At 31.5% G+C, this 26,202-nt stretch carries 22 protein-coding genes and 3 pseudogenes; 13 read left to right on the plus strand and 12 right to left on the minus strand.

Annotation, left to right across the window (positions count from 1 at the left end; all coding sequences use genetic code 11):
- Positions 1–24: 24 nt before the first annotated feature.
- Positions 25–1,389 (plus strand): phosphomannomutase/phosphoglucomutase, encoded by a 1,365-nt coding sequence (locus FOC43_RS00565; protein WP_004283467.1) that lies wholly within the window; start codon positions 25–27, stop codon positions 1,387–1,389.
- Positions 1,390–2,019: 630 nt separating this feature from the next.
- On the opposite strand, the gene rsfS is transcribed toward FOC43_RS00565, so the two are convergent.
- Both rsfS and nadD read right to left on the minus strand, forming a co-directional pair.
- Positions 2,020–2,346, minus strand: a complete 327-nt coding sequence (rsfS, locus tag FOC43_RS00570) for a ribosome silencing factor (protein WP_002800020.1) — start codon at positions 2,344–2,346, stop codon at positions 2,020–2,022.
- Between the two features lie 28 nt (positions 2,347–2,374).
- Positions 2,375–2,920 (minus strand): nicotinate (nicotinamide) nucleotide adenylyltransferase, encoded by a 546-nt coding sequence (gene nadD, locus FOC43_RS00575; RefSeq protein ID WP_002783829.1) that lies wholly within the window; start codon positions 2,918–2,920, stop codon positions 2,375–2,377.
- 61 nt (positions 2,921–2,981) lie between these two features.
- Here nadD and gap point away from each other — a divergent pair, with 61 nt between their 5' ends.
- From gap to FOC43_RS00600, 5 genes are read left to right on the plus strand one after another with little or no spacing between them, the layout of a single operon-like run.
- A complete protein-coding gene (gene gap, locus FOC43_RS00580) occupies positions 2,982–3,980 on the plus strand; it encodes a type I glyceraldehyde-3-phosphate dehydrogenase (RefSeq protein ID WP_004283476.1) in 999 nt (332 codons plus the stop codon).
- A 2-nt stretch (positions 3,981–3,982) separates the two neighbouring features.
- Positions 3,983–5,185 carry a phosphoglycerate kinase gene (locus tag FOC43_RS00585; RefSeq protein ID WP_004283477.1) on the plus strand — a complete coding sequence of 401 codons (1,203 nt, stop codon included), beginning with the start codon at positions 3,983–3,985 and terminating at the stop codon, positions 5,183–5,185.
- A complete protein-coding gene (locus FOC43_RS00590; protein WP_002783835.1) occupies positions 5,182–5,853 on the plus strand; it encodes a triose-phosphate isomerase in 672 nt (223 codons plus the stop codon). The genes FOC43_RS00585 and FOC43_RS00590 overlap by 4 nt, the downstream gene beginning before the upstream one ends.
- Positions 5,854–5,856: 3 nt before the next feature.
- Positions 5,857–6,684, plus strand: a complete 828-nt coding sequence (gene fabI, locus FOC43_RS00595; protein WP_002783843.1) for an enoyl-ACP reductase FabI — start codon at positions 5,857–5,859, stop codon at positions 6,682–6,684.
- Positions 6,684–8,183: a hydrogenase small subunit gene (locus tag FOC43_RS00600; RefSeq protein ID WP_002787813.1), complete on the plus strand. Its 1,500-nt coding sequence runs from the start codon at positions 6,684–6,686 to the stop codon at positions 8,181–8,183. Before fabI ends, FOC43_RS00600 begins: the two co-directional genes overlap by 1 nt.
- On the opposite strand, the pseudogene feoB reads toward FOC43_RS00600, so the two are convergent.
- The 7 genes and pseudogenes from feoB to FOC43_RS00640 form a co-directional block, all read right to left on the minus strand.
- Positions 8,180–10,016: pseudogene (gene feoB / locus FOC43_RS00610) on the minus strand (ferrous iron transport protein B). The gene FOC43_RS00600 and the pseudogene feoB overlap by 4 nt on opposite strands.
- Positions 10,013–10,189, minus strand: a pseudogene (locus FOC43_RS00615) (FeoA domain-containing protein). Before FOC43_RS00615 ends, feoB begins: the two co-directional pseudogenes overlap by 4 nt.
- A gap of 117 nt (positions 10,190–10,306) precedes the next feature.
- A pseudogene (locus FOC43_RS00620) lies at positions 10,307–11,649 on the minus strand (MmgE/PrpD family protein).
- A gap of 8 nt (positions 11,650–11,657) precedes the next feature.
- Positions 11,658–13,025, minus strand: a complete 1,368-nt coding sequence (gene purB / locus FOC43_RS00625) for an adenylosuccinate lyase (protein ID WP_002779145.1) — start codon at positions 13,023–13,025, stop codon at positions 11,658–11,660.
- A 9-nt stretch (positions 13,026–13,034) separates the two neighbouring features.
- Positions 13,035–14,198: a trans-sulfuration enzyme family protein gene (locus tag FOC43_RS00630; RefSeq protein ID WP_002783851.1), complete on the minus strand. Its 1,164-nt coding sequence runs from the start codon at positions 14,196–14,198 to the stop codon at positions 13,035–13,037.
- An 11-nt stretch (positions 14,199–14,209) separates the two neighbouring features.
- Positions 14,210–15,649 (minus strand): C4-dicarboxylate transporter DcuC, encoded by a 1,440-nt coding sequence (dcuC, locus tag FOC43_RS00635; protein WP_002800026.1) that lies wholly within the window; start codon positions 15,647–15,649, stop codon positions 14,210–14,212.
- Positions 15,650–15,652: 3 nt separating this feature from the next.
- A complete protein-coding gene (locus tag FOC43_RS00640) occupies positions 15,653–16,015 on the minus strand; it encodes a RidA family protein (RefSeq protein WP_002779137.1) in 363 nt (120 codons plus the stop codon).
- A 175-nt stretch (positions 16,016–16,190) separates the two neighbouring features.
- Here FOC43_RS00640 and FOC43_RS00645 point away from each other — a divergent pair, with 175 nt between their 5' ends.
- Entirely contained in the window at positions 16,191–16,859 is a 669-nt protein-coding gene (locus FOC43_RS00645) for a helix-turn-helix transcriptional regulator (protein ID WP_002780465.1), read from the plus strand.
- 3 nt (positions 16,860–16,862) lie between these two features.
- Here FOC43_RS00645 and FOC43_RS00650 read toward each other — a convergent pair whose 3' ends face one another.
- Both FOC43_RS00650 and FOC43_RS00655 read right to left on the minus strand, forming a co-directional pair.
- A complete protein-coding gene (locus FOC43_RS00650; protein WP_002777848.1) occupies positions 16,863–17,330 on the minus strand; it encodes a Cj1386 family hemin-binding protein in 468 nt (155 codons plus the stop codon).
- A gap of 56 nt (positions 17,331–17,386) precedes the next feature.
- Positions 17,387–18,811 carry a catalase gene (locus tag FOC43_RS00655; protein ID WP_002780467.1) on the minus strand — a complete coding sequence of 475 codons (1,425 nt, stop codon included), beginning with the start codon at positions 18,809–18,811 and terminating at the stop codon, positions 17,387–17,389.
- A gap of 186 nt (positions 18,812–18,997) precedes the next feature.
- Here FOC43_RS00655 and FOC43_RS00660 point away from each other — a divergent pair, with 186 nt between their 5' ends.
- From FOC43_RS00660 to FOC43_RS00675, 4 genes are read left to right on the plus strand one after another with little or no spacing between them, the layout of a single operon-like run.
- Positions 18,998–19,315 (plus strand): DUF2325 domain-containing protein, encoded by a 318-nt coding sequence (locus tag FOC43_RS00660; RefSeq protein ID WP_002777843.1) that lies wholly within the window; start codon positions 18,998–19,000, stop codon positions 19,313–19,315.
- Positions 19,315–20,010 (plus strand): hypothetical protein, encoded by a 696-nt coding sequence (locus FOC43_RS00665; RefSeq protein WP_002783868.1) that lies wholly within the window; start codon positions 19,315–19,317, stop codon positions 20,008–20,010. The genes FOC43_RS00660 and FOC43_RS00665 overlap by 1 nt, the downstream gene beginning before the upstream one ends.
- Positions 20,010–20,501: a flavodoxin FldA gene (gene fldA / locus FOC43_RS00670; protein WP_002777839.1), complete on the plus strand. Its 492-nt coding sequence runs from the start codon at positions 20,010–20,012 to the stop codon at positions 20,499–20,501. The genes FOC43_RS00665 and fldA overlap by 1 nt, the downstream gene beginning before the upstream one ends.
- A complete protein-coding gene (locus tag FOC43_RS00675) occupies positions 20,468–21,346 on the plus strand; it encodes an alpha/beta hydrolase (protein ID WP_002787799.1) in 879 nt (292 codons plus the stop codon). Before fldA ends, FOC43_RS00675 begins: the two co-directional genes overlap by 34 nt.
- 4 nt (positions 21,347–21,350) lie before the next feature.
- Here FOC43_RS00675 and FOC43_RS00680 read toward each other — a convergent pair whose 3' ends face one another.
- Positions 21,351–23,012 (minus strand): 4Fe-4S dicluster domain-containing protein, encoded by a 1,662-nt coding sequence (locus FOC43_RS00680; protein WP_002780476.1) that lies wholly within the window; start codon positions 23,010–23,012, stop codon positions 21,351–21,353.
- A gap of 69 nt (positions 23,013–23,081) precedes the next feature.
- Here FOC43_RS00680 and selA point away from each other — a divergent pair, with 69 nt between their 5' ends.
- Positions 23,082–24,404 carry an L-seryl-tRNA(Sec) selenium transferase gene (selA, locus tag FOC43_RS00685; RefSeq protein ID WP_002777832.1) on the plus strand — a complete coding sequence of 441 codons (1,323 nt, stop codon included), beginning with the start codon at positions 23,082–23,084 and terminating at the stop codon, positions 24,402–24,404.
- Entirely contained in the window at positions 24,401–26,200 is a 1,800-nt protein-coding gene (selB, locus tag FOC43_RS00690) for a selenocysteine-specific translation elongation factor (protein ID WP_004283515.1), read from the plus strand. The genes selA and selB overlap by 4 nt, the downstream gene beginning before the upstream one ends.
- The last annotated feature ends 2 nt before the right edge of the window (positions 26,201–26,202 follow it).

Below are 26,202 nucleotides of genomic sequence, written 5' to 3' on the forward strand. Positions count from 1 at the left end.
ATTAAAAAGATTTAAGGAAAAATTATGCTAGATGTGATTTTTAGAGAATACGACATACGCGGACTTTATGGCAAAGAACTCAATGAAAAAAGTGTCAAAGCTATAGGTTTTTGTTTGGGACAAACCATGCTTGCAAAAGGTTGTAAAAATGTAAGCGTGGGTTATGATGCAAGATATAGTGCTGATGAGCTTTATAGATATCTAGTTAGCGGGCTTAATAAAGCAGGCATACAAGTTTACAACATAGGACTTGTCCCCACTCCACTTGGATATTTTAGCCTTTATGAGGGTATGAAATTTGATGCAAATATTATGATCACAGGTTCGCACAATCCAAAAGATTATAACGGCTTTAAAATCACCATAGGTAAGGAAAGTTTTTTTGGAGCTGAACTTAAAGAATTTTCAAAAGAAGTTTATAAGCATTTAGAGGATGAGATTGAAGAAAATTTAGAGGCTCAAAAATACGATATTTTAAGTCTTTATGTGAATTTTATGTGTGAGCAATTTAACTTTTTAAAGGATTTTAATTATAAATTTGCAATCGATTGCTCCAATGGAGCCGCTGGGGTTGTTATAAAGCCTTTAGTAAAAGCTTTAAATTTAAAAGCTCATGTTATGTTTTCAAATCCTGATGGACAATTTCCAAACCACGAACCTGATCCTACAGAAGAAAAAAATTTGCACGCTATAAAGAATTTTTTAAATGAAAATCAAGAATATCCTTTAGCATTTGCTTTTGATGGTGATGCAGATAGAATGGTAGCTTTGAGTAAAACTCATATTTTTTGTGGGGATGAGCTTTGTTATTTGTTTGCAAAAAATATTCCTAATCCTAGAATTTTAGGCGAGGTAAAATGCTCTAAAAATCTTTTTGATGAGGTGGCAAAATTTGGTACTATTTTTATGGGAAAAACAGGACATTCAAATATTAAAAAAATGATGAAAGAAAAAGATATTGACTTAGCAGCTGAAGTGAGTGGGCATATTTTCTTTAAACATAGATATTTTGGTTATGATGATGGAATTTATGCATTTTTAAGAGCCTTGGAGCTTGTTTATAAAGGTTTTGATCTAGAAAGTATGATTAAAGCTTTACCAAAACTTTATACTACACCTGAAATTAAAATTCCTGTAAATGAAGAAGAAAAATTCAAACTTGTGGAAGAATTTCAAAAAGAGATTGAAAAAGGAGCTTTAAAAGGTGTTAAAAGTCTTTGTGAAATCGATGGAGCCAGGATTGATTTTGGTGATGGATGGGCTTTACTTCGTGCGTCCAATACCAGCCCTTATCTTATCACGCGTTTTGAAGCAAGTTCTTTGGAGCAAGCAAAAGAACTTGAAGCTAAAGTATTTAAACTTTTTAATGATATTAAAGAATCGGTTTAATAAGTATTTTAGGTTTATTTGTAAATTTAGAGAAAAGCACGAAAACAAGAGCTTTTTCTCATTTATATAACGCGTTGTTTGTGTGAGAATGTAGTAAAAATATACACTAAAGATCCACTTTTATGATAAAAAACTTAAACAAAATTGTGTGTACATTTTTCCTAAAAGCCTTTGATGGTATTTTTGCCACACATCCAAGCCTTGAAAAACGCATAGGATATTTAGAAAAATATTTTGGAGATTCGTTCTAAAATGGCATAATAATTGCAATGATTAGTAAAATTGCAAATACCAAACAAAAAAGATTTTCTAAAAAATAAAAAGTTTTGCCTAAAAAAGAATTTTCTAAATGAAAGGGCACAAGGATGATAAAGACTACTCTAAGTGGGATTAAAATCATTCCTATTTGAAGGAAAAATTTAAAAAATTCTCAAAAATCACTATCAAATAAACCAAATAAGATAATTAAACCAAAAAAGAAGAGATATCCGCCCAAAACATGGGCGAATTGAAATTTAAACGATATCTTGCTTGACAATGAGGGCAAAAAAAGCTCATTGGAAAACTCAAAAAAATCATAAAATTTGTTTATTTTTTTGAAATTTTTAGTGTATTTTTTGCATTTTAAGCTTATGCCTTGATTTTTTTAAGACTTTCTAACAATTCTTCTATATTGTAAATTCCTCGGTGCTCAGGTGTTAAAAGATGGATAAGTATATCACCTAGATCAATGACACTCCATTCTTCACTGCTTTCTATATTTAAAAATTCTTCACCCTTGGCTTTGAGTTTGATTTTAAGTTCATCGATTAAAGATAAGGCATGTTTTTCACCCAAGGTAGCTGCGATGATGACATATTTTACAAAATAATCTTGCTCGCTCATATCAAAGGTTTTTATGTCTTCAGCTTTTTTTTCATCTAAAATTTTAACGATTAAATCTACTCTTTCTTGCATTTTTTTCCTTTAAATTTTTGAAATTGTATCAGTTTTTTTGTAATTTTTCATAGTAATTTTTCACTTCATTTTTAATTTCATCGCAAACTTCATGGGTATCTAGGGTGCTTCTTATGAAAGATGAGGCGATTTTTATATTGGTTTTTAAATCTTTAAAATTTTTTGGAATTTCTATATCATTGCGATTTGCGATGATAAATTCTACTAAAGAATTAAGTCTTTCAAAATCATGCCAAAGATGAAGTTTTTCTAAATGATCCGCACCGATTAGAAGATAAAATTTGCTAGGATGATAAATTTTATAAAGATATTCTACGCTTTCAATGCTTGGTACGGGGCGTTTCTGCTTGATCTCAAAGTCGCAAATTTCTACTTTTTCTAAATTTCCCCAAAGTTTATTTACCCAAGCAAATCTTTGTTTTTCATCGGCGAAAAATCCTTTTTTAAAAGGATTGATAAAAGTAGGCATAATAATGAGTTTATCGATATCAAGTTTTGCCAAAGCTTCTTTGACAATAGCGTCATGTCCTTTGTGTGGTGGGTCAAAACTGCCACCAAAAAGTGCAATTTTCATTAAAATTTTAACCTTTTTTTAGTAAAATATTAGCATAAAAAACTTCGCAAAAGGAAACAAAATGGCTGTAAAAGTTGCTATAAATGGTTTTGGTCGCATAGGAAGGTGTGTAGCAAGAATTATTTCAAAACGAGATGATATCGAACTTGTAGCGATAAATGATACTACAGATATCGAACTTACAAAATATCTTTTTAAATATGACACAGTGCATGGAGAATTTGAAGGCAGTGTTGATAGTGAAGGTGATGATTTAGTGGTAAATGGTAAAAAAATCAAAGTGTTTAAAAGCCGCGATATAAAAGAACTTGATTTTGCAAAATACGGTGCACAAATTGTTTTAGAGTGCACAGGGGCTCATTTGACAATAGAAAAATGCCAAGGATTTTTAGATATGGGAGTGCAAAAAGTGATCATGAGTGCTCCTGCAAAAGATGATACTCCTACTTATGTTTTAGGAGTAAATTCAGAACTTTACAAGGGTGAAAGCATTATTTCTAATGCAAGTTGTACAACAAATTGTTTAGGTCCTGTTTGTCGTGTTTTACAAGATAATTTTGGCATAGAAAAAGGACTTATGACAACAATACATGCTTATACAAATGGACAAAGTATTATTGATGCTAAAGCTAAAGATAAACGCCGTTCTCGTGCTGCAGCGCAAAATATCATTCCAACTTCTACAGGCGCAGCAAAAGCTATGAAACTTGTTATGCCTGAACTTAATGGCAAGCTTCATGGACAAAGTATGCGTGTGCCAGTGATTGATGTATCAAGCGTGGATTTAACTGCACAACTAAGCCGTAAAGTCAGCAAAGATGAAATCAATGAAGCTTTTAGAAAAGCTGCAACTACAAATTTAAAAGGCATTTTAATGGTAGATGATGATGAAAGAGTTTCAAGCGATTTTATCACTTGTTCTTATGGAGCTATTGTAGCAAGTGATTTAACTCAAGTGATTGCGGATGATTTTATCAAGGTAATTGCTTGGTATGATAATGAATGGGGCTATTCAAGTCGTCTAGTAGATATGGCAGTATATATTGCAAATAAGGCTTAATCATGAGTGATATTATTTCTATAAAAGACATTGATTTAGCTAAGAAAAAAGTTTTTATAAGATGTGATTTTAATGTTCCTCAAGATGATTTTTTAAATATCACTGATGATAGACGCATAAGATCAGCTATTCCTACGATAAGATATTGTTTGGATAATGGTTGTAGTGTGATTTTAGCCTCTCATTTAGGGCGTCCAAAAGAAATTAGCTCTAAATATTCTTTAGAACCTGTGGCTAAGCGTCTTGCTAGACTTTTAGATAAAGAAATTATTATGGCAAAAGATGTTATCGGCGAAGATGCAAAAACCAAAGCTATGAATTTAAAAGCGGGCGAAATTTTACTTCTTGAAAATTTGCGTTTTGAAAAAGGCGAAACTAAAAATGATGAAAATTTAGCCAAAGAACTTGCTTCTATGGTTCAAGTTTATATCAATGATGCTTTTGGAGTATGCCATAGAGCACATTCTAGTGTAGAGGCGATTACTAAATTTTTTGATGAAAACCATAAGGGTGCAGGATTTTTACTCCAAAAAGAAATTGATTTTGCAAGCAATCTTATCAAACATCCAGCACGTCCTTTTGTCGCTGTTGTTGGAGGTTCAAAGGTAAGTGGAAAACTTCAAGCATTGACAAATTTATTACCAAAGGTAGATAAATTAATCATAGGCGGAGGTATGGCATTTACTTTTTTAAAAGCTTTAGGTTATGATATAGGAAATTCACTTTTAGAAGAAGAACTTTTAGAAGAAGCTAATAAAATTCTTACCAAGGGTAAAAATTTAGGAGTGAAAATTTATCTTCCAGTAGACGTTGTAGCCGCTCCTGCGTGCTCACAAGATGCGCCGATGAAATTTGTTCCAGCGCAAGAAATTCCAAATGGTTGGATGGGTTTAGATATAGGACCTGCGAGTGTGAGACTTTTTAAAGAGGTGATTTCTGATGCGCAAACGATTTGGTGGAATGGACCTATGGGTGTTTTTGAAATTGATAAATTTTCAAAAGGTAGCATTAAAATGAGTCATTATATCAGCGAAGGACATGCAACTTCTGTTGTTGGAGGCGGTGATACGGCTGATGTGGTTGCGCGCGCAGGTGATGCAGATGAAATGACTTTTATTTCCACTGGGGGTGGTGCTTCTCTTGAACTTATAGAAGGTAAAGAACTTCCAGGCGTAAAAGCTTTAAGATCTAAGGAAAATGAATGATCTTTGCTGCAAATTTAAAATGCAATCACACAAGAGCAAGTTTTAAAATTTATGCTGAAATTTTAAATAAAACTATGGGAGCAAAATGTGATGATATTATCGTTTTCCCACCTAGTATAGCTTTTTTAGAAAATGAATTAAATTTTATACAAGGGGCGCAAAATTTTTATCCTTGTGTCAATGGAGCTTTTACAGGTGAACTTGGAAAAGAGCATTTGGATGAATTTGGAATCAAATGTGTTTTGATAGGGCATTCTGAAAGAAGGGCTTTGGGTGATGAAAATTTAATCAAAGCTAAATTTGATTTTGCTAAAGAGCATGCTTATAAAATCGTTTTTTGCATAGGCGAGGATTTAAAGCTTAAAAACTCAAATCAAACCTTAGATTTTTTAAAAAAACAACTTGAAGTTATTGACCTAGATTATAAAAATCTCATTATCGCTTATGAGCCTATTTACTCTATAGGAAGTGGTGTGAGTGCTAAAAAAGAAGATATTGCTAAAGTGCTTGAATTTGTTTCTTCGCTTACGCAAGCTCCTTTACTTTATGGTGGAAGTGTAAATGGGGACAATATCAAAGATATTTTAAATATAAAACATTGCAGCGGTGTTTTAGTAGGATCTGCTGCATTAAAAGCTGAAAATTTTATAAAATTAATTAAAGGATAAATGATGATAATGAAAGGCAAAAAAGGCCTTATAGTAGGCGTAGCCAATAATAAATCCATAGCTTATGGTATAGCAAAAGCTTGTTATGAGCAAGGAGCAAGTTTAGCTTTTACTTTTTTAAATGATGCATTAAAAAAGCGCGTTGAGCCTATAGCAGAAGAATTTGGATCAAACTTTGTTTATGAGCTTGATGTAAATAACAGCGATCATTTAGATTCTATTGCTGAAAAAATTAAAAAAGATTTAGGTGAGATTGATTTTATAGTACATGCTGTTGCTTATGCGCCAAAAGAAGCTTTAGAAAATTCATTCTTAGAAACTTCAAAAGAAGCTTTTGATATAGCTATGCAAACTTCTGTGTATTCTTTACTTTCTTTAACGCGTGCGGTATTGCCAGTATTAAAAGAAAAGGGTGCAATTTTGACTTTAAGCTATCTTGGCGGGGTAAAATATGTGCCTCATTATAATGTTATGGGTGTGGCAAAAGCAGCTCTTGAAAGTTCTGTGCGTTATTTGGCAAGAGATTTAGGTATCAAAGGAATTCGTGTAAATGCGATTTCGGCAGGGCCTATTAAAACTTTAGCAGCAAGTGGAATAGGTGATTTTAGAATGATATTAAAATACAATGAAATCAATTCTCCTTTAAAACGCAATGTAAGTATTGAAGATGTAGGAAATTCAGCGATGTACTTACTCAGTGATTTAGCTCGTGGTGTTACGGGTGAGGTGCATTATGTTGATGCAGGATATAACATCATGGGAATGGGAGATGTCACAAAAGACGAAAATGGAAATACTGTGCTTTGTTGGGATAATCAAAAAGGACAATAATGGCAAAACTCAGCAATGAAGAGTTAAAAGATATACTTATAAAACGCATTGAAAAAATCGAAAATTCAGACTTGGTAGATAAAAAAACTATCAATGAAGAAAGCGTAAAGGCTCTTGCTAAGCATTTATCTTTGGGAAATGAAATTCCAGCTCTTGCGCAAAAGTTTTTCGAACTTGCTCCTAAGACTAAGGTTGTTTGGCTTCATCTTTGCGAATGTACAGGTTGTAGTGAGAGTTTATTGCGTGCGGATTTACCAAGTTTTGATGAATTAGTTTTTGACTTTTTTTCTTTAGAGTATCACGAAACTTTAATGGCAGCAAATGGGACAAAAGCTGAAGAACTTTTAGAGCATGTTTTAAAAGAAGATTTTGTTTTAGCGGTTGAAGGCGGTGTTGCAGCTATTGATACATTTTTTCTTACTATAGGTGCAGAGGGTGAGAGTGGTTATGAAATTTTGGAAAAATTAGCAGCTAAAGCCAAAGCTATTTTTGCTGTGGGAACTTGTTCTTCTTATGGGGGAATTCAAGCTGCTTATCCAAATCCAAGCAAAACTTGCGGTATTTCTGAAGTTTTAACCCAAAAAGTAGTCAATATCCCTGGCTGTCCTCCAAGCGATGTAAATATCATCGCAACTTTGACTTATTTTGCTTTATTTGGAATTTTGCCTGAACTTGATGAGCAAAACCGCCCCGTTTGGGCTTATGGTAAATGTTTGCATGATTTGTGCGAAAGAAAGGCTAAATTTGAGAGTGGAATTTTTGCAGAACATTTTGATGATGAAAAGGCTAAAAGTGGAGCTTGTTTATTTAAAATAGGCTGTAAAGGTCCTTATACTTATAATAATTGTCCTAAAGTAAAATTTAATGCTAAAACTTCTTGGCCTGTGGCTGCAGGACATGGTTGTATAGCCTGTAGTGAGAAAAATTTTTGGGATGAGTTTGGGAATTATGAAAAACCTATGGCAAATCCTTTTTCTTATGCTAAGCTTGTAAATCAGGAATTTAGTACAGAATTTGCCCTAGAAGAGCAAATTCAAATCCTATCTTCGATGGATTTTGAATTTGAAAGTAATTTAAAGCTTATCTTGCAAAACATTGCTAAAAATAAATTAGGTGCTTTACTTGTAGAAAATTACAAAACATCTTTTGAAAAAAACTTTATTTTTATAGAGCAAAATTTTGATGAAAATCCTATGCCTTCTAGTGATATTTGGAAGTATTTTGAGATCAATTTTATTTTGGCAAAGGGTGAGTTTTTACAAGATAAAAACGATTTTTTAAAAGCGGCGCAAAATTATAGCTTTAAGCATGCAAGTCCTTATGATTTTAAACTTACTCTTAATGAAAAATCAAAACTTGATGTGAGTAAATCTTTTCGTATGCCTTTGATTTATCTTTGCGGAGGGCTTGATTTTGAAGCTCTTGCTTATAGCGTTTTGAAGGCTTTTGAAAAAAATATTAAAAGCGTGATAGACTTTAATAAACAAAAAGCGGGTTAATTGATTACAAATTTTGTAATATTTAACCCTATAAAAGCCACTATATAGGCGCTGATGCAAGTAAAAAGAAAAAGGAAAAAAGTATATTTTATTTTTCCGCTTTCTTTTGAAAAGACTATGGTTGCAGTAAAGCAAGGATTATAAATCATTACAAATAAAATAAAAGCCACTACACTTGGTATAGGTATTTTTAGCGATGATTCCTTTTAAATCATTATTTGTTTCATCTACATCTTTTCCTAGTGAATAAAGTACTCCCATAGTTGAAATCATCACTTCTTTAGCGGCCAAACCACTGATTAAAGATACGCTTAATTTCCAATCTAACTCGAGGGGTTTAAAATAGGTTCTATGCCTTTGCCAAATTGTCCTAAATAACTTTGTTCTATAGCTATTTCTTGAGCATTAAAATCATTTAATTTTCTTCACTTTTTGGAGAATTGCTAGCAAACCATATAAGTAAAGAGGCCAAAAGTATAAAAGTTCCTGCTTTTTTAAGATACATTTTGGCTTTATTATAAACCATAAACCAAACTAAATGCCAATTTGGCATACGATATTTTGGCATTTCCATAACAAAAGGTTCATCAAGTCCACGAAATGCTGTCATTCTTAAAAATTTTGCAGCAAAAAGTCCTAAAATCGCACCTAAAATATAAATTCCAAAAAGATAATTTCCTGTTTTTTCACTTGGAAAAAAAGCACCGATAAAAAGAACATATACAGGAAGTCTTGCCCCGCAACTCATAAAATTGATTATAAAAAGAGTTAAAAGTCTATCTCTTTTACTCTTAAGAGTGCGTGTAGCCATAAAAGCAGATACCGAACAACCAAAACCAGTGATTAGTGGAATAAAACTTTTACCATGCAAACCAAATTTTATGTAAAATCCCATCAAGTAAAAAAGCTACTCTTGACATATAATCTGTGGTTTCTAAAAGAGCTATACCTAAAAATAAAATCATTATATTAGGTAAAAAAAGTATCACAGCGCCAACACCTGCGATAATCTCATCAGCCAAAGCTGAAGCGATAAAGGTATTAGAAATATTGTTTTTAACAAGTTCACCTAAGGCATTAAAACCCGATTCTATAATCCATAGGAATTTGTCCTAAGCTAAAGGTAAGTTGAAATAAAAGCCACATTAAAAATAAAAATATAGGTAAGCCAAAGAATTTATGGATAAGTAAGGCATCGATTTTTTTGGTTAAATTTCTTTCTTCTTTTTTGTGTGTGATAATTTTTTTTGAAAGTTCATTAATAAAATATAATAAATCTTCTTTTTCCGGACTTTTTTCGCAAAGCGGAGTATAAAATTGAGATCTTGGAATAAATTTACTTTCAAATAAAATAATAATTTTTTGCAGTAAAAGTTCTAAATTTTCTTTTGTTTTTGCTGAAATTTCAACAACTTGACTTTGAAATTCTTGGCTTAAAACAGAAGTGTCAAGTTCTATACCTTCTTTTTTGGCTTCATCGCACATATTTAAAGCCAAAAGCATTTTTTTATTAAGGCTTAAAAGTTCTGCACTAAGGATAAGATTGCGTTCTAAATCGGTAGCATCTAAAACATTAACAATAACATCATAGTCATTTTGATTTAAAAAATGGCGTGTGATTTTTTCTTTTTCGCTATATCCATCTAAAGAATAAGTTCCTGGCAAGTCAATAACTTCAAATTCATAGTTTTTGTAAAAAGTTTTTGCGCTTGCTTTTTCTATAGTAACTCCGCTAAAATTTCCTACTTTCATATTGGCTTTGCAAAGCGCATTAATAAGAAGACTTTTGCCTACATTAGGCTGACCTATAAGGGCTATTTTGATTTTTTTCATATAAGATTCACTTCTATGGTTTTAACTTCATCAGATCTTAGGATAACACAACTTGTATCAAGTTCTACCATTATGGTGGCATTTTTTAAAGAGGAGTGAATTTTTTCAAGTTTTTATTTTTGATAAATCCAAAGCTTAAAAGTCTATTTTTGAGCGTTTAAATTGACAATAATAGCCTTTTATCTATCTTTTAAATTATCTAAAGTCATTATGTTTCCTAAATTAATAATAAATATTATAATAATAAAGTGTAATGAAATTATCCTTCTTATAAAAAGAAGGATAAATATTTAAAAAGAAAAGTGATTTAAATTTTCTAGATTGATGATTTGATCTAGAATTTTGTTGGTCTTAGTATTATCAAGGTAAATTTGTGCATTGGCTAAAAATTTAGCTTTTAATTCTTCAAAACTTAGTGGATTATCAAAATTACCTTTATTGATAAAAATATCTTTTTGGATTATGCGTCCATCTTGCAAACTAGCTTCTAAATGCCCTGGAAAATATTTTGGAAAGCCCTGAGATTTTCTTTTTTCGTAACTGATTTTTTGGGCAAATTCTAGTACTTCTTCACGCTTTAAATTTTCATAAGATTCAAGAGTGATTTTACCATCAAAGAATCCTAGAGCCATTAAAAAAGGCATGGAAAATTTAGCTTCATAAGCACTATTTGGAGTGTATTTTGCTTCCAAAGGATCGCAGATAAAAGAAATAGGAACTTCATCTACAAAAAACAACGAATGCATTTAATTTTATCAGCTTTTAAACCATCATTTGTTAAAGCAATGGCACAATCAATAAGCCCATGAGCAAAATGACAACTTGGATAAGGCTTGATTGAAACTTGCATGGTTTGCCAAATCTCGCCTAAGGCTTTGCAAAGTTTTGTTTTATCGCATTCTTCTTCTATGCCACAACATTTAAAGATATTATCCCTACCTTCAAAAATACTCAAAGGTCCACTCATATGGTTTTTAGTAAAATGAGCTACCATAATGCCGTTTTTAATAGCATTGGCAATATGCAAAACTTTTGAATTAGATCCATTGGATAAAAACTCATTAATCCCACTTGCAAAACTTCCTGCAAGTCCTAAAGCATTGATGATTTGTTCTTTGTTAAGATCTAGCAAGATTGCACTTGCACTTACGCTTCCAAAAATTCCTGCAATAGCAGTGGTATGAAAACCACGCTTATGAAAAGTACCTTTGCTTGCAATGCCTACTCTAGCTGCAATTTCCCAGCCTGCTATAAAAGCTTTGATGATTTTTTTCGCATCTTTGCTAACATGAAAACCATAACTTAAACAAAGTGGAGTTAAAATTGCACTTGCATGCAAAATCGCTTCTGTATGTGTATCATCAAAATCAAGTGCATGAGAAGCAATGCCATCTAGCATGGCTGCGTATATAGGATCTAATTTTTGATCATTTACCCAAATAAGAGTATTTTTTTCTGTGCTTAAATTTTCAAAAGCTTTAAAAGCATTTAAAACACATTCTTCTTTGCTTGCTGCTATAGCTGTTCCAAGGCTATCAAGCATAAGTTCTTTAGCTCTTTGAACAACTGTATTAGGGATATTTTCATATTTAAGATTGAAAATAAAATCCGCTAAAATTTCGCTATATAACATCGTTTTTCCTATTTTAAAATAGCACTATTTTTGATTTTTTCCAAAAATTCATCTACAAGTTTTGGTGCATATCCTACATAGGTTGTTGCATCAAGCAAAGCATCGATTTCTTTTTCTTTCAATACCTTAGATACTCTTTTATCTGCAAGTAAAACTTCTTTAAAAGTTTTTTGTTTTTCGATACCTAGCATAGCATTTTCATAAACAATCTCATGGGCGTGTTGTTTTCCATAATGATCGCTTAATGCAAACATAACACGCTCTGCTAAAACAAAACCATTAAGAGTATTTAAATTTTTAAGCATTTTGTCTTTTTTTACTTCTAAATCACTAAGAGCGAATTTCATATTTGCTAAAACCACAGAAAGCATTAAAAACATTTCAGGTAAAAGCTTCCATTCCATTTTCCAAACTTGACCATCTCTTTCATGTTCATGTCTTTCAATATCGCTTAAAATGGCTAAATTTGCCTTAAAGGCATTGCTTACTGTAACTGCATTTTCGCTTACTGCAGGATTTCTTTTGTGTGGCATAGTGCTTGATCCTACTTGTCCTTTGCCAAAAGGTTCAGCAACTTCATCAATTTCATTATGTGAAAGGATTAAAATTTCATGAGCGATTTTGTTAAAGGTTGCGTTGATATTGCCTAGTACAAAACCAAGTTCTATAAAGCGATCACGTGCGCTCTGCCAAGAAATATTAGGCACATCAAGTCCTAAATTTTCTAAAGTGAGTTTTTCTACTTCATTGCACTCATCACTTAAACTTGCTTTAGTTCCTACAGCGCCTACTATACTGCCTACATAAAGTCTTTTTTCAAGTTCAAGTATTCTTTCAAAATGACGCTCAAGTTCGCTTAACCAAATAGCCACTTTATGTCCAAAAGTAATAGGCAAAGCCTGAAGTGCTAAAGTTCTTCCCATCATAGCAGTATTTTTGTGTGTTTTAGCAAGTTTTACTAAAGCTTTTGCAATGGCTTTTAATTCGCTTTTTACAAGAGTCATAGCTTCTTTAAATTGCAAAACAAGTCCCGTATCGATGATATCTTGAGTGGTTACCCCAAAATGTACATATTCGCCTAGATTATTATCGCAAGCTTTTTCTAATCCCCTAACAGTAGGAACTAAAGGATGTTTGGTTTTTTTAAATTCATTAAAAATAAAATCCATATCCATAAATTTATAATAAGCTTTTTTTGCAATTTCATCTGCTGCTTCTTGGGGGATGATATTAAGTTTTGCTTGTGCTTTTGCTAATGCTGCTTCAACATCAAGCCATTTTTGTACGCGATTTTCTTCACAAAAAACAGCACGCATATCTTGCGTGCTCCATGAATCTGCTAATAATTTATGATCAAATACGCTAATTCCAGTCATTTTATTTCCTTATTTTTTAATACTATCAAAAGCCTTAGCTAAATCAGCAATCAAGTCTTTAGTATCTTCAAGTCCTATATGAAATCTTACAAATGGACCTCTTTTGCTCCAGTCTGTTGCAGTTCTTGGTGGAGTAGTTACAGTTGCTAAACTTTCATAGCCACCCCAGCTAGCACCTATAGAAAAATATTCTAACTCATCTACAAATTTAATAGCATCTTCTTTACTATAACCCTCTGCAAATTCGATAGTAACCATACCGTTAGCACCTTTATGATCGCGCATAAAAATTTCATGGTTTGGATGGGTTTTGAGTTTTGGATAGAAAATAGTTTTAATTTCTTTTCTTGTTTGTAAAAACTCTACGATTTCATCTGCACTTTTTTCATGAGCTTTCATTCTTACATCTAAAGTTCTCATACCACGAAGAACTAAATAAGCATCATCAGGGCTTGTTGTAAAGCCTAAAGCTTCAGGGAGTTTGTCAAAATTTTTCCATTCTTTTTCATTGATAACCACTACACCCATGGTAACATCAGAGTGACCGCTAAGATATTTTGTAGCGGCGATAACCGAAATATCTACGCCTAGCTCAAGTGGATTTAGGAAGTATCCGCTTGAATAAGTATTATCAATAGCTACAGGAATATTATGAGAGTGTGCAATTTTGCAAAGCTTTGGCAAATCTATGATTTCATAAAGTATAGAACCAGGGCTTTCGCATAGGATGAGTTTGGTATTAGGCTTGATTTTTTCTTCTACATCACTTGCATCGGCTTTTAAAAAATCAATCTCAACACCCATTTTTTCTAAAAATAATTCACAAATTGTTCTTACAGGCCCATAGATTGCATCAGTGATTAAAAAATGTGCGTCTTTACTAGCATAGTTTAAAAGCACCATAGCTAATGCTGCAAGTCCTGTTGGGAAAAGTTGAGCTCTGTAGCCGCCTTCTAAGCTGCAGATAAGTTTTTCAAGTTCGAAGTTAGTTGTCGTTCCTCTAGCACCATAGCTTAATACACGATCAGTTTTTCTTAATTCTCTATATTTTTGCCAAGTGGCATGATCTTTAAAAAGTATGGTTGATGCACGCATAAGTGTAGGATTGACTGATCTTACTTCAACATTTTGATCACCTCTACCGCAATGAATAAGTTTGGTTTTTGAGTTCATTTTGTCTCCTTTTAAAGATAAATATAAGTCATAATGATATTTACAATAGCCGCTACAAGCATAGGAATAGCCGTTCTTTTAACTACAGCAAAAGGATTTACTTTTGCGATAGCTGAGATAGCTAAAATAGCAGGTGCTATAGGGCTCACACATCTTCCAAAGCCTGTCATGATTTGAATAGGTGCTATCATGGTGATAGTTTCAATGCCAAAATGTTTTGCTATATTTGGGATAAGTGGGGCAAAGCTAAAAAATGCTGCATTTCCAGAACCCATTAAGAAAGCACAAACTGCAAGTAAAATTGAAACTGCGATGATGATAGCAAGTACTCCAAATCCTGCATTTTTACAAAATTCTATTAAGGTATCTACAAAGCCAACCGATAAAAGCCCGCTTGCAAATACTTGACCGCATACTATCAAAGAAACAGTGATAACAAATAAATGTCCCATTCCTTTAAAGAAAATCATAATAGAATTAAGAGTTTCTACTATACTTTTATAGCGTATCATTTCAAAAATAATAGCCACAAAAGTTGAAATCACCATTGCTACTGGAACATTCATTTTAATGGCAGTACTAGCAGCTGCTTTAACTTCTTCAGCACTACTTATTCCCATTAAAACCAAGATGCTATCAAGCACGGAACTAAATCCTAGGATTAAAACCAAAGGAATTATAGGTAAAATCGCATAAATTCTAGGAGGCTTTTTAAGTTCTTTTTCTTTACCTTCATTTTCATTTAGTTCTTTTTCAATTTCTTGTGCATTGAAGACAAAATTATCTTTTTTGTCAAAAAATTTATTGCAAAGATATATCGCAATACCTACAGCTATAATGATAGGCAAGGTTGTAGGGAGTTGATAATGAACAAAATAAATTGCAGGATCAACTTCAGCTACTTTTGACGCCATGATCACATTTCCACTTCCAGGTCCATGATCGATATATTGACAAATCGCAATCACACTTAAGGCAGAAAGTTTTGAAACACCAGAGCGTACAAGTATAGGATACATAGTAACCATAAGTAAAAGTGCTAAGCCTGCGTGAGAAGGGATGAAAAGAACTAAAAATTGCACGATAAAATAAGCAACTATGAGTAAAACATAAGGAGATTTTACGGCTTTTAAAGGTTTTTCAAAAACTTTAAAAAGTGCATAAGAAGCCCCTACATGATCCATATAAGCAGAAAAACCTGCTATAGTCATAAGTGTAAGTCCAAGCCCTGCTAATGTATTTGACATGGTTTGATTGAAAACTTGAAAAATATCAAAAAAACCTAAATTTAAAGAACCTTTAGCGACAATGTGTGGAGAAAGTCCAAAAATAGCAGCTAAGGAAAGTAAAAGTAAACCACTTAAAAGCAAAGCCATATGAGCATTGATTTTTTTATAAAGCATAAAAACAAGTAAAAAAATACTAAATAAAGAAAAAACAATACCTAGCATGTTTTATCCTTTTTGAGCGATGATCTCTATCTCTACTTTAGCTTTTTTTGGCAGATCTTTTACTGCAAAAGCACTTCTTGCTGGATAAGGAGCTTTAAAAAATTCAGCATAAATTTCATTAAATGCTACAAAATCATTAATATCAGCTAAAAAGCAAGTGGTTTTAATCACTTTATCATAACTGATACCATTTTCTTCTAAGATAGCGCCGATATTTTTTAAAGATTGTTTGGTTTGTTCTTTGATATCAGAGCTTTCTATTTCTCCTGAAGCAGGGTTGATAGGAAGTTGTCCCGAGATAAAAAGCAAGCCGTTTGCTTCTCTATAAGCTGAGTAAGGGCCGATAGCCTTTGGATAATTTGACATTTTCTCTCCTTTTTTATTAATGTAAATTAAATAAACGTATTTTATCACGATAATAATAATTTGTCAATATTTTATTATCACGATAATAAAATATTATCTTTAAGAATATTTTTAAAAAATTAAAGTTAAAATTTAAGCTTTGGATTCTAAATTTTATTATTTTAGGAATATTTTCATGGATGAAAAACAAAAAGAGCAATTTATAAAGCTCACGAATTTTTTAGGACAAGTTTTAGGTAAGCAGTATGAAGTGGTTTTTCATGTTCTTTCTAAAGAGGGTGCTTATATAGCAGCTATTGCAAATAGTCATGTCAGCGGTAGAACTCTTGAATCTCCCTTGAGTGCTTTTGCAAGTGAACTTGTGCAAAATAAGGCTTATTTAAAAGAAGATTTTTTGTGTGATTATAAGGCTTTGATTGGAAAATCAAAACTTGTTAGAGGTTCGACATTTTTTATAAAAAATTCTGATGAATTGGTAGGAATTTTGTGTATCAATCACGATACGAGCATGATGAGAGACTTGGTTTGTAGGATTATAGATATAGAAAAATTAGGCGATATGAGTGAATTTTTAAATCAAGACAAAGAAAATAATACCAGTGTAGATAGTTTAGGAAATATAGAAACCCTAAGTCATTCTATAGAAGAAATTTTAGCTCAAAGCATTGATATGAATTATTTAAATTCGGATTATCAACTTAGCATGGCACAAAAAGAAGAGATTACAAAAACTTTATATCAAAAGGGTATTTTTAATATCAAGGGTTCTGTGCCTATAGTGGCTAGACTCTTAAAAATTTCAGAGCCTAGTGTCTATAGGTATTTAAAAAATTTTAAATCATAGAAATTATTTTTTAAATAATTTTAAAATTCCTAAAGAAAGGCGTTTACTTAGGCTTTTTTTAGAGCTTTTGAGTAAAAACTCGGCTACATCTTTACGGCCAAACATGATAGCAAAACTATAAGGTGTCATACCTAAGCCATTATTTTCATCTATATTTGCTCCATATTTTACTAAAAGCTCGCACATAGGCAAATAGCCCTTAAAGCAAACTCCTGCTAAAGGTGTTTGTCCTCGATCATTTTTTTCATCAACAAGCGCACCCTTTTCTAAAAGCATTTTTGCGCATTCGTAAGAATTATTATAAGCTGCAAGCATAAGCAAGGTATCGCCTTTATGTGTTTTTAAATTCACATTCAGTCCTGCTTCTATCATGATTTTAAGATTTTCATATTCGTTATTTCTAGCAAAATTAAAAGCCATTTTGCAAAGCTCGGCAAATCTTTTTTCTTCTTCTAAGCTAAGTGTCATCATCGTTTTTCCTTTGTTTATAATCTTTAGTTTGCCACCTAAAAAGTGGCAAGTAAAAATTATTTTCCCAAAGCTTTTTTAACACCTTGTGCATAATCAGGTGAAATTTTTTCAAAATGTCCTAAAGCTCTAGTAATGATTTTTTCTTCTACACCTTCCATAGAAGCTGCTATATTTTCAAAAAGTTGTTCTTTTTGGTTTTGATTCATGATGTTAAACAACGCTCTTGGTTGAGTGTAAAAATCATTATCTAAAGGAGCATATCTTTGCGCATTACCTTCTAAAACTAAATCAGGCTCAAGATAGCTTTTGTCTTCTTTTGGGCTTTCTTCATAGCTGTTTGGCTCATAATACGCAGCACCATTTCTATAGCTATCAAAATTCATAGCACCCGCAACATTGTAAGTGTTTACTTCACTTCTAGCACGATTTACAGGTAAAAGATGATAATTAGTTCCTATTCTATATCTTTGTGCATCAGGATATGAGAAAATTCTAGCTTGTAGCATTTTATCAGGACTAAAACCTATACCAGGTACTATATTGCTTGGGCTAAAAGCTGCTTGTTCTACTTCATTAAAATAATTTTGTGGATTTTGATTTAAGATCATTTCGCCTATATCCATTAAAGGCACTACGCTATGTGGCCAAATTTTAGTTAAATCAAAAGGATTAAAGCCTAGTTTGTCAGCATCTTTTTCAGCAAGAATTTGAACTTGAACTTTCCATTTTGGGAAATCTTTATTTTCTATAGCATTGTAAAGATCTCTTTGGTGGCTTTCTCTATCTTTGGCGATAAGTTCAGCAGCTTCTTTATTGCTAAGATTTTTAATACCTTGTAGGGTTTTAAAATGGAATTTCACCCAAAATCTTTCGTTTTTGTCATTGATAAAGCTATAAGTATGGCTTCCAAAACCATGCATATGGCGATAACTTGCCGGAATTCCTCTATCGCTCATAAGAATAGTTACTTGGTGTAAGCTTTCAGGACACAAACTCCAAAAATCCCAAGCGGCATTATTACTTCTTAAGTGCGTTCTTGGATCTCTTTTTTGAGTGTGGATAAAATCAGGAAATTTATAAGCATCACGGATGAAGAATGTTGGGGTATTGTTTCCTACTAAATCCCAGTTTCCTTCTTTGGTATAAAATTTAATAGCAAAACCTCTAACATCGCGTTCAGCATCGGCTGCACCTGCTTCGCCAGCTACTGTTGAAAAACGCAAAAACAATGGAGTAACTTCACCTTTTTGAAAAATTTTAGCTTTGGTATAAGCACTTAAATCTGCTGTAATTTTTATTTCGCCATAAGCTGCGCTTCCTTTTGCATGCACTGTTCTTTCTGGAATTCTTTCTCTATTTTGATGAGCAAGTTTTTCAAGTAAAAGATAATCTTGCATAAGTAAAGGGCCTTTTGCACCTGCGCTTAAAGAGTTTTGATTATCGGCTATAATGTTTCCGAAGTCGTTAGTTAATTTTTTCATTATTTTCTCCTAAATAATAATTTTTATTAGTTGAGAAATTATATCTATTAAAAATTAAAATTAACTGAATTAATATAAATTAATAAAAAATATTAATGATAATAAATTTCAAAATAAATTTAGTTTGATTATATTATAATAATAATTATCAAAATAATTTAAAATAAAAATCACAAAGGAGAGCTTATGTCAGTTTTGGTTATTGGTGCAGATGAAATAACACCTATTAAGGCTGTTTTGTATGATTTAGGTGCAAAAAAAATAGAGCATTGGGATGCGCGCAATGAAAATAGAGTCAATCGCAAACCTATTCCTTGTGATACAGAATGTATAGTAATGCTTACGAGTTTCTTAAATCACAATACTATGAAAAAAATTAAAAACGAGGCTAAAAAACGAAAAATTCCATTAGTTTGCGCAAAAAGAAGCGTAAGTTGCGTGTATTGTGAGTATTGCAAGATATTTAATTTAGATAAAGAATTTTCTTGCTCTAAGGTTGAATAATGCTATTTGGATTTGATGATAAAAGAGAATTTATCCCTCGGGTTTATAGTTCTTTGTGCAAGCAAGAGCTTGTCAAAACTTTTTTGATCCAATACAATGCTAGTATTGATAGTGCTTTAAGAATCCCGCTTTCATATGCAAAAAGTGCAAAGGATTTAAAAATGCCTTTTCAAAACTTCTTGCAAGATGTGATACATACGCCTTTTGGCAAGATAAAAAATATCGATAAAAATCTTACTTTGAACATTTCTTATTTTCAAAAAAGAAAGAGTTTGATTTTTAAGACTAAGATATTTCAAAATGTCGATATTTTAAGGCTTTTAAGAGCTTATTTTAGAGGAATTTGTTTTGATGCGCAAGTTTTATTTGATTTTTATGTATATGATAAAATTTCTCATCAAAATCAAAATCGAAGCATTGTTCAAAATGATAATTTGATTATCATAGATAATAAAATTGCCGTTTTACCTCTTTGCAAGGAAGTGGATCTTCAAAATTTAAATATCGATAACGAAATTCAAAAAATATCTAAATTTATATATCAAAATCAATTTGAACAAATCTACATAGTTTGTCCGCGTAACAAAAAATTCACACATTTTATTCAAATAAAACATTTTTTATGCGATTTAAATAAAACTATGTTAAAATTAGTTCCGTATTCAATAACAAATAAACTTATAAGGAGAAAATAATGTCAGTAGCAGTAATTTATGGAAGTGCTATGGGAAATACAGAAGGAGCAGCAAATACAATCGCTTCAAAATTAGGAATTAGTGATGTTTTAAATGTTGCAGATATTGATGCAGCTAAAATTAATTCTTATGATAAATTAATTTGTGGAACTTCTACTTGGGGAAGTGGTGATTTACAAGATGATTGGGATGGTTTTGATTTTTCAGGTCTTAGCCTTGGTGGAAAAACTGTAGCTGTATTTGGAATGGGTGATAGTGAAAGCTATTCAGACACTTTCTGCGGCGGTATGGGAAAACTTGCAGAAAATTTAAAAAATGCAGGCGCAAATTTAGTAGGTGAAGTTTCAACTGATGGCTATACATTTGAATCAAGCGATGCAGTTGTTGATGGAAAATTTGTAGGTCTTGCACTTGATAATGACAATCAAGAAGATCAAACTGAAGCAAGAATTGACGCTTGGGTAGAACAAATCAAAGCTCATTTTGCTTAATTTTTAAAAATATCGGCTTTCTTTGCCGATATTGTATTGTATTTTTAATTTTAACTATTCCACTTTTTTCAAAACCAGATCAAAAAATTACTCCTATTATAGAAAAAGCAAAAGATTACTTTTTTATAGAGAAAGATTTAAAATTAACGCATTATCATACAAGTTATCGAATTTTTGTGGCAAAAAGTAAAATAAAATATAAAAAATATAAGGTAATTTATTTGCTTGATGGCAATGCGTTTTTTTCGAGATTTTTAAATCTTTATAATTATTTGCCTAAAGAAGATATTTTAATTGTTGGTATAGGTTATGATAGCCCTTTGGCGTTTGATACTACCCATAGGACAAAAGATTATACTCCTAAGGTTCAAGGTTTGGAATTTCAAAATGGAGGAGGTAGCTTTGAATTTAGACAATTTATCAAAACAGAGCTTTTACCTTATATTAATACACATTATGAAACCAGTGAAGATTTTCAAATTCTTTTTGGACATTCTTTTGGCGGACTTTTTGCTTTAGATACTTTATTTAATGATACAAAGCTTTTTAGCCATTATTTTATTATTTCACCTTCTTTGTGGTGGGGTGGTAGTGAATTTATACCTAAACGAATTTCTTTATCAAATTGTCCTCAAATTTATATGGCTTTAGGTTCGGCTGAGAGTAATTCTAGCATTAAGAAAGCTAAAGCTAAAATAAGTGTTAAAGAACTTGGTATGCAAATTTTAAATCATAGTGCTTGTGAAGTTGAATTTAAACTTTTTGAGAATGAAACTCATGGGAGTGTAATAGAAAAGGCTATGATTTGGGCTATAGAAAATATCAAATCAGAGCCAATTGATTGATTATTTATCCTTTTCTCATTGCTTCTATCATTACCTTTGCTTTGCAGTCTGCACAACAATAAAGGGTTTTTATCTTGCTCTCATCATTGCCAAATTTAGGCTTCATCAAATTCGCAATTTTTTCTACCGCTTTTTTAGTGGCAAACTCTTTTCCACACTCTATGCAAGCAAAAAGTTCATCTTTTGCCATGGTTTGGTATTCAAAATAGTTGGGATTAAATTCCATTCCACTACGCGTAAGTTTTAGAGTATCTTTTTCAGCACAACTTACTTCGCAGTATCCACAGGTGGTGCATAATGAAGCATTGAATTTAAGTGCATTTTCTTTAGTATCAGCAATCAAAGCTCCTACATTACAGGCTCCTACGCAAGAAAGGCAGAGAGTACAGGTATTTGCATTGATTTCTATTTTTCCATATCTTAACCATTCGCCACTTTCTTTTACGCCAAAATCATCATTTTGGATCAAATTTTGCATTCTTTTGGCAAAATTTTCTCTAGTAGTAAGAGTGTTATTGTGAAAATCAAAACTTAAATTTTCTATAAATTCTTGCTTTCCTAAAGCATTTTGCAATTCTTTTTCATCTTTAGCGGTAAAAATAGCTTCTTTTTGAAATTTTCTTTCAAAAAAAGTATTTAAAAGATCTATTGCTTCAGCACTTCCTCGTGAAATAAAATCCGTGTAAAAAACCAAATTTGCACCACTGCTTTGCAAAAGAGTTAGAAAATGCATAGAAGAAAGCCACTTTTCACCTTCTATCATAAAAGGCAAAACATCTTTGGGTAGCTTTATATTTAAATTTTCTAAAGACATTTTTTTAGGTATGATTAAAATCTTTTTTTCTTTATAAAATTCACAAAGTTCAAAAAAACTTTCCCTAGGCATGGGTGCATAATCAAGCGAACCACTAGGGCACACGCTGATACAGCCTCCACAGCCTAGGCAATCTACTTGAGAAAATTCTAAATGCTTGTTTTCATCATCTTTTAAAATAGCTATCGTAGGGCAAATTTCAGCACACTTTGCGCAATGCTCACTGCGTCTTTCGTGGTATTGACATACGCTAGAATCATAGGTAATATAGGTTTTGTATGTGTATTTTGGGCTTTTATCTTGTAAAAATTTCAGTAAACTTTCTTGATTTTTAAAATTGCTAATATTATAACAGCCACTTTGTCTTGTAAAATCCTTGCGAATGTCGTTAGAATTTGTATTAAAAAGTAAAATATCAAAATCAATTTCTACTTCTTCTCCTTGATTTAAAATCACAGCACAAAGCTCGCCTATGCTGCCAAATACTGCTAGAATTTCTTCATTTTTTAAGCTTATGATTTTAAAGTTTTGTTTTTTTAAAAAATCAGCCATAGTATCATCAGAATCTACTAAAATAATGCGGTTTTTTACTTCTTTGTTTTGTTCTAAATCAAGCCCTAAATCATAGACATTTGCCCTAGCTTCATAAAGTTTTAATATATTTTTACTTTTTTCTAAAATTTCATCTTGTGAACTTTTAAGATAAAAATTGATTTCTGGAGCATAAATTTGTGCTTTTTGTGCTTTTTCATTAGAAATTAAAACTTCTTCATCTTTGCAATTTTCCCAAATATTTATCTCATCGGGCAAGGGAATAAGATTTTCATTTTGTATGAAAACAAAGTCTTTCATTGATTTTCCTTGATGGTCAATTTGCCAAATTCTATGGTAAAATAACCAAATATTTTCTTAAGGCTTAAGATGAACAAATTTAGAACTTTTCCACAAATTGGAAGCTTGATTGATGATGAGAGTTTAAAAGAATATCCTTTTTATTTAAGATCTTATTTTTGCAAAAGTGTTGTCGCTAAACTCAAGGCGAATATAAGCGAAGATTTGCTAGATAAAAATACTATTTTAGAAAAAATACAGCAAGAAATTCAAAAACATTTACGCAAAGATTTACAAAGTGTCATTAATGCTACGGGTGTGGTTATTCATACAAATTTGGGGCGTAGTGTTATTGATGAGAGTATTTTTGAAAAGTCCAAAGATGTGCTTTGTAATTATGCTAATATCGAATTTGACTTAGAAAGCGGTAAAAGAGGAAGTCGTTATGCCTTGGTGCTTGAAAAACTTAAAATGCTTTTTGAATGCGAAGATGCTTTGGTTGTAAATAATAACGCCGCAGCAGTTTTTTTGGTACTTCATTCTCTTTGTTTTGACAAAGAACTTGTAACTTCAAGGGGTGAGCTTGTTGAAATTGGCGGAAGTTTTCGTGTGAGTGAAGTGATTAAAGCTGCAGGAGTAAAGCTTTGTGAAGTAGGTACGAGCAATAAAACGCATTTAAAAGATTATGAAAAAGCTATAAACGAAAATACTAAAATGCTTTTAAAAACCCATAAGTCTAATTTTGCTTTGATTGGTTTTCATAGCGAGGTTGGCATCAAGGATTTAGGAAATTTGGCAAAAGAAAAAGGACTTTTGAGTTATTATGATTTAGGTTCGGGTTGGTGTGAGAATTTAAATCCAAAACTAATAAAAAATGAGCCTAAAATCAAAGATTTGATAAAGCATTGCGATATTTTGAGCTTTAGTGGGGATAAGCTTTTTGGTAGTGTGCAAGCTGGAATTATACTGGGTAAAAAAGAATTGATTGATAAAATTAAAGAAAATCAACTGCTAAGAATGCTAAGAGTAGATAAAATCACACTTGCTTTGTTAAATGAAAGTCTTAAGATTTATCTTGAAAAAGATTATGAAAAAATCACAAGTTTAAAGCTTTTAAATGATGAAATCGCTCATATTAAAGAAAAAGCTTTAAGGGTACAAAATGAAATTCAGATTAAAAGTGAATTGAAAATGAGTAAAAGTTTGGTAGGGGGTGGTTCTATGCCTGATAAAACTTTAGAAACTTATGTTTTAGCTTTTAATGGCAATGCTTTAAAACTGCAAGAAAAATTTAGAGCAAAAAATATCATAGGTCGCATAGAAAATGAAGCTTTTGTGCTGGATTTTAGGACAATTAGAGAAAAAGATTTATCAAAATTAATTCAAATTATCAATACTATGGAAAATTTATGAATTCGCTATTAATTGGTACTGCAGGGCATATTGATCATGGAAAAACTTCTTTGATTAAAGCTATAAATGGTTTTGAAGGAGATAGTTTAAAAGAGGAAAAAGAAAGACAAATTACCATTAATTTAAGTTTTTCTAATTTAAACTATAAGCAAAAACACCTTTCTTTTATTGATGTGCCAGGTCATAAAGACTTGGTTAAAACGATGATAAGCGGGGCTTTTGGTTTTAGTGCTTGTTTGTTTGTAGTTGATATCAATGAGGGCTTAAAAGAACAAAGTATAGAGCATTTAGAAGTACTTGAACTTTTAGGTGTCAAAGATATTATCTTGGTGCTTAGCAAATGCGATTTATGTGAAAATCCTAAGGAACAAGAGCAAAAAATTCTAAACTCACTTGAGTTTATACCTATGAAAGTGTTTCACACTTCGATAAAGGATCAAGAGAGCATTGAGCGCTTAAAAAATTATCTTTTAAATTTAGAATGTAAGAATGCTAATGCAAATCTTGTTTTTCGTTATTATATCGATAGGGTTTTTTCTTTAAAAGGTATAGGAACTATAGTTACTGGAAGCCTTAATGAGGGCAAAATTTCCCTCAATGAAAAAATCATTTGTCTTGACAATCAAAAAGAACTTGTGGTTAAAAATATACAAAATCATGAAAGTAATTTTGCTGAAATTTCAGCTTTTAACCGTGTGGCTTTGAGCTTAAATTGTGATTATAAAGAATTAAAAAAAGGTTATGTTTTAAGTAAAAAAGGTTTTTTTAAGGGCTTTAAAGAATGTGATGTTTTGATTAAAGCTAAAAGATTAAAAAATGAAAAAATGCTTTTTTGCGTGGGTGCAAAAAGCATAGAGTGCAAGATAAGCATTTTAAAAGAGTTAGAAAATAATGAATTTTTTGCTCATCTTGAATTTGAAAAAAATCTTTTTTTATGTTTTAATGAAAAATTTATTTTATTGCAAAATAATCGTGTTGTGGGCGGAGGAGAGGTTTTAAATCCTGTGAGTGAGCCTTTGAAAAAGGAGCAAAAAAACAAATTTTTAATGCTTTTGAAAAATAAAGAATTAAAAAAAGCTTTCGAATTTCTAAAAAATACGCATAAATATGGCTTTGGCTTGCTTTCAAGTTATCAAAGATTTAAGTTAAGTCATGAAGAAGCTTTGAATTTAGCCAAAGAATTAAATGGAGTTTTTATAGATGAAAAAAATCTTAATATTTATAATCTCTTAGCCTTAGATGAGCTTAAAAAATTCATTTCTTTTATACTTGAAAAAAATCCTTATGCCATGCTTTCAGCAAGCTCTTTAGCTCTAAGACTTCCTTGGGCTAGTGCGGAATTTTGTGAATTTGGACTTCAAAATCTATCAAATTTACTTGAATTTGAAAAGGGAGTGTATTTTAAAAAAGGAATTAATTATGAAAAGCTTAGGGAAAAAAACAACGATGAGCTATACAATATACTTAAAAAACAAGGCATAAAACCTCAAGCACCTTATAATTTATACGAATTTTTAGAATTAGACAGAAAAAGTGGAGATGAAATTTTAAAAAAACTTACCAAGCAAAATTGCGTTATAAGACTTTCTCATAATCTTTTTGTAGAAAAAAATGCCTTAGATAAGCTTATGCAAGAGTGCTTAGAAATTTTAAAGAGTCAAAGCCTTGATATACAAAGTATGAAAGAGCGTTTTAATCTTTCAAGAAAATATGCCATAGCTTATTTAGAATATCTTGATAAAGATGAGAGGGTGCAAAAAAAGGATGAAAAAAGATTTTTAAAAACAAATATTTAGAA

The organism is Campylobacter coli (genome assembly GCF_009730395.1).
GTDB classification, from domain to species: Bacteria; Campylobacterota; Campylobacteria; order Campylobacterales; family Campylobacteraceae; genus Campylobacter_D; species Campylobacter_D coli.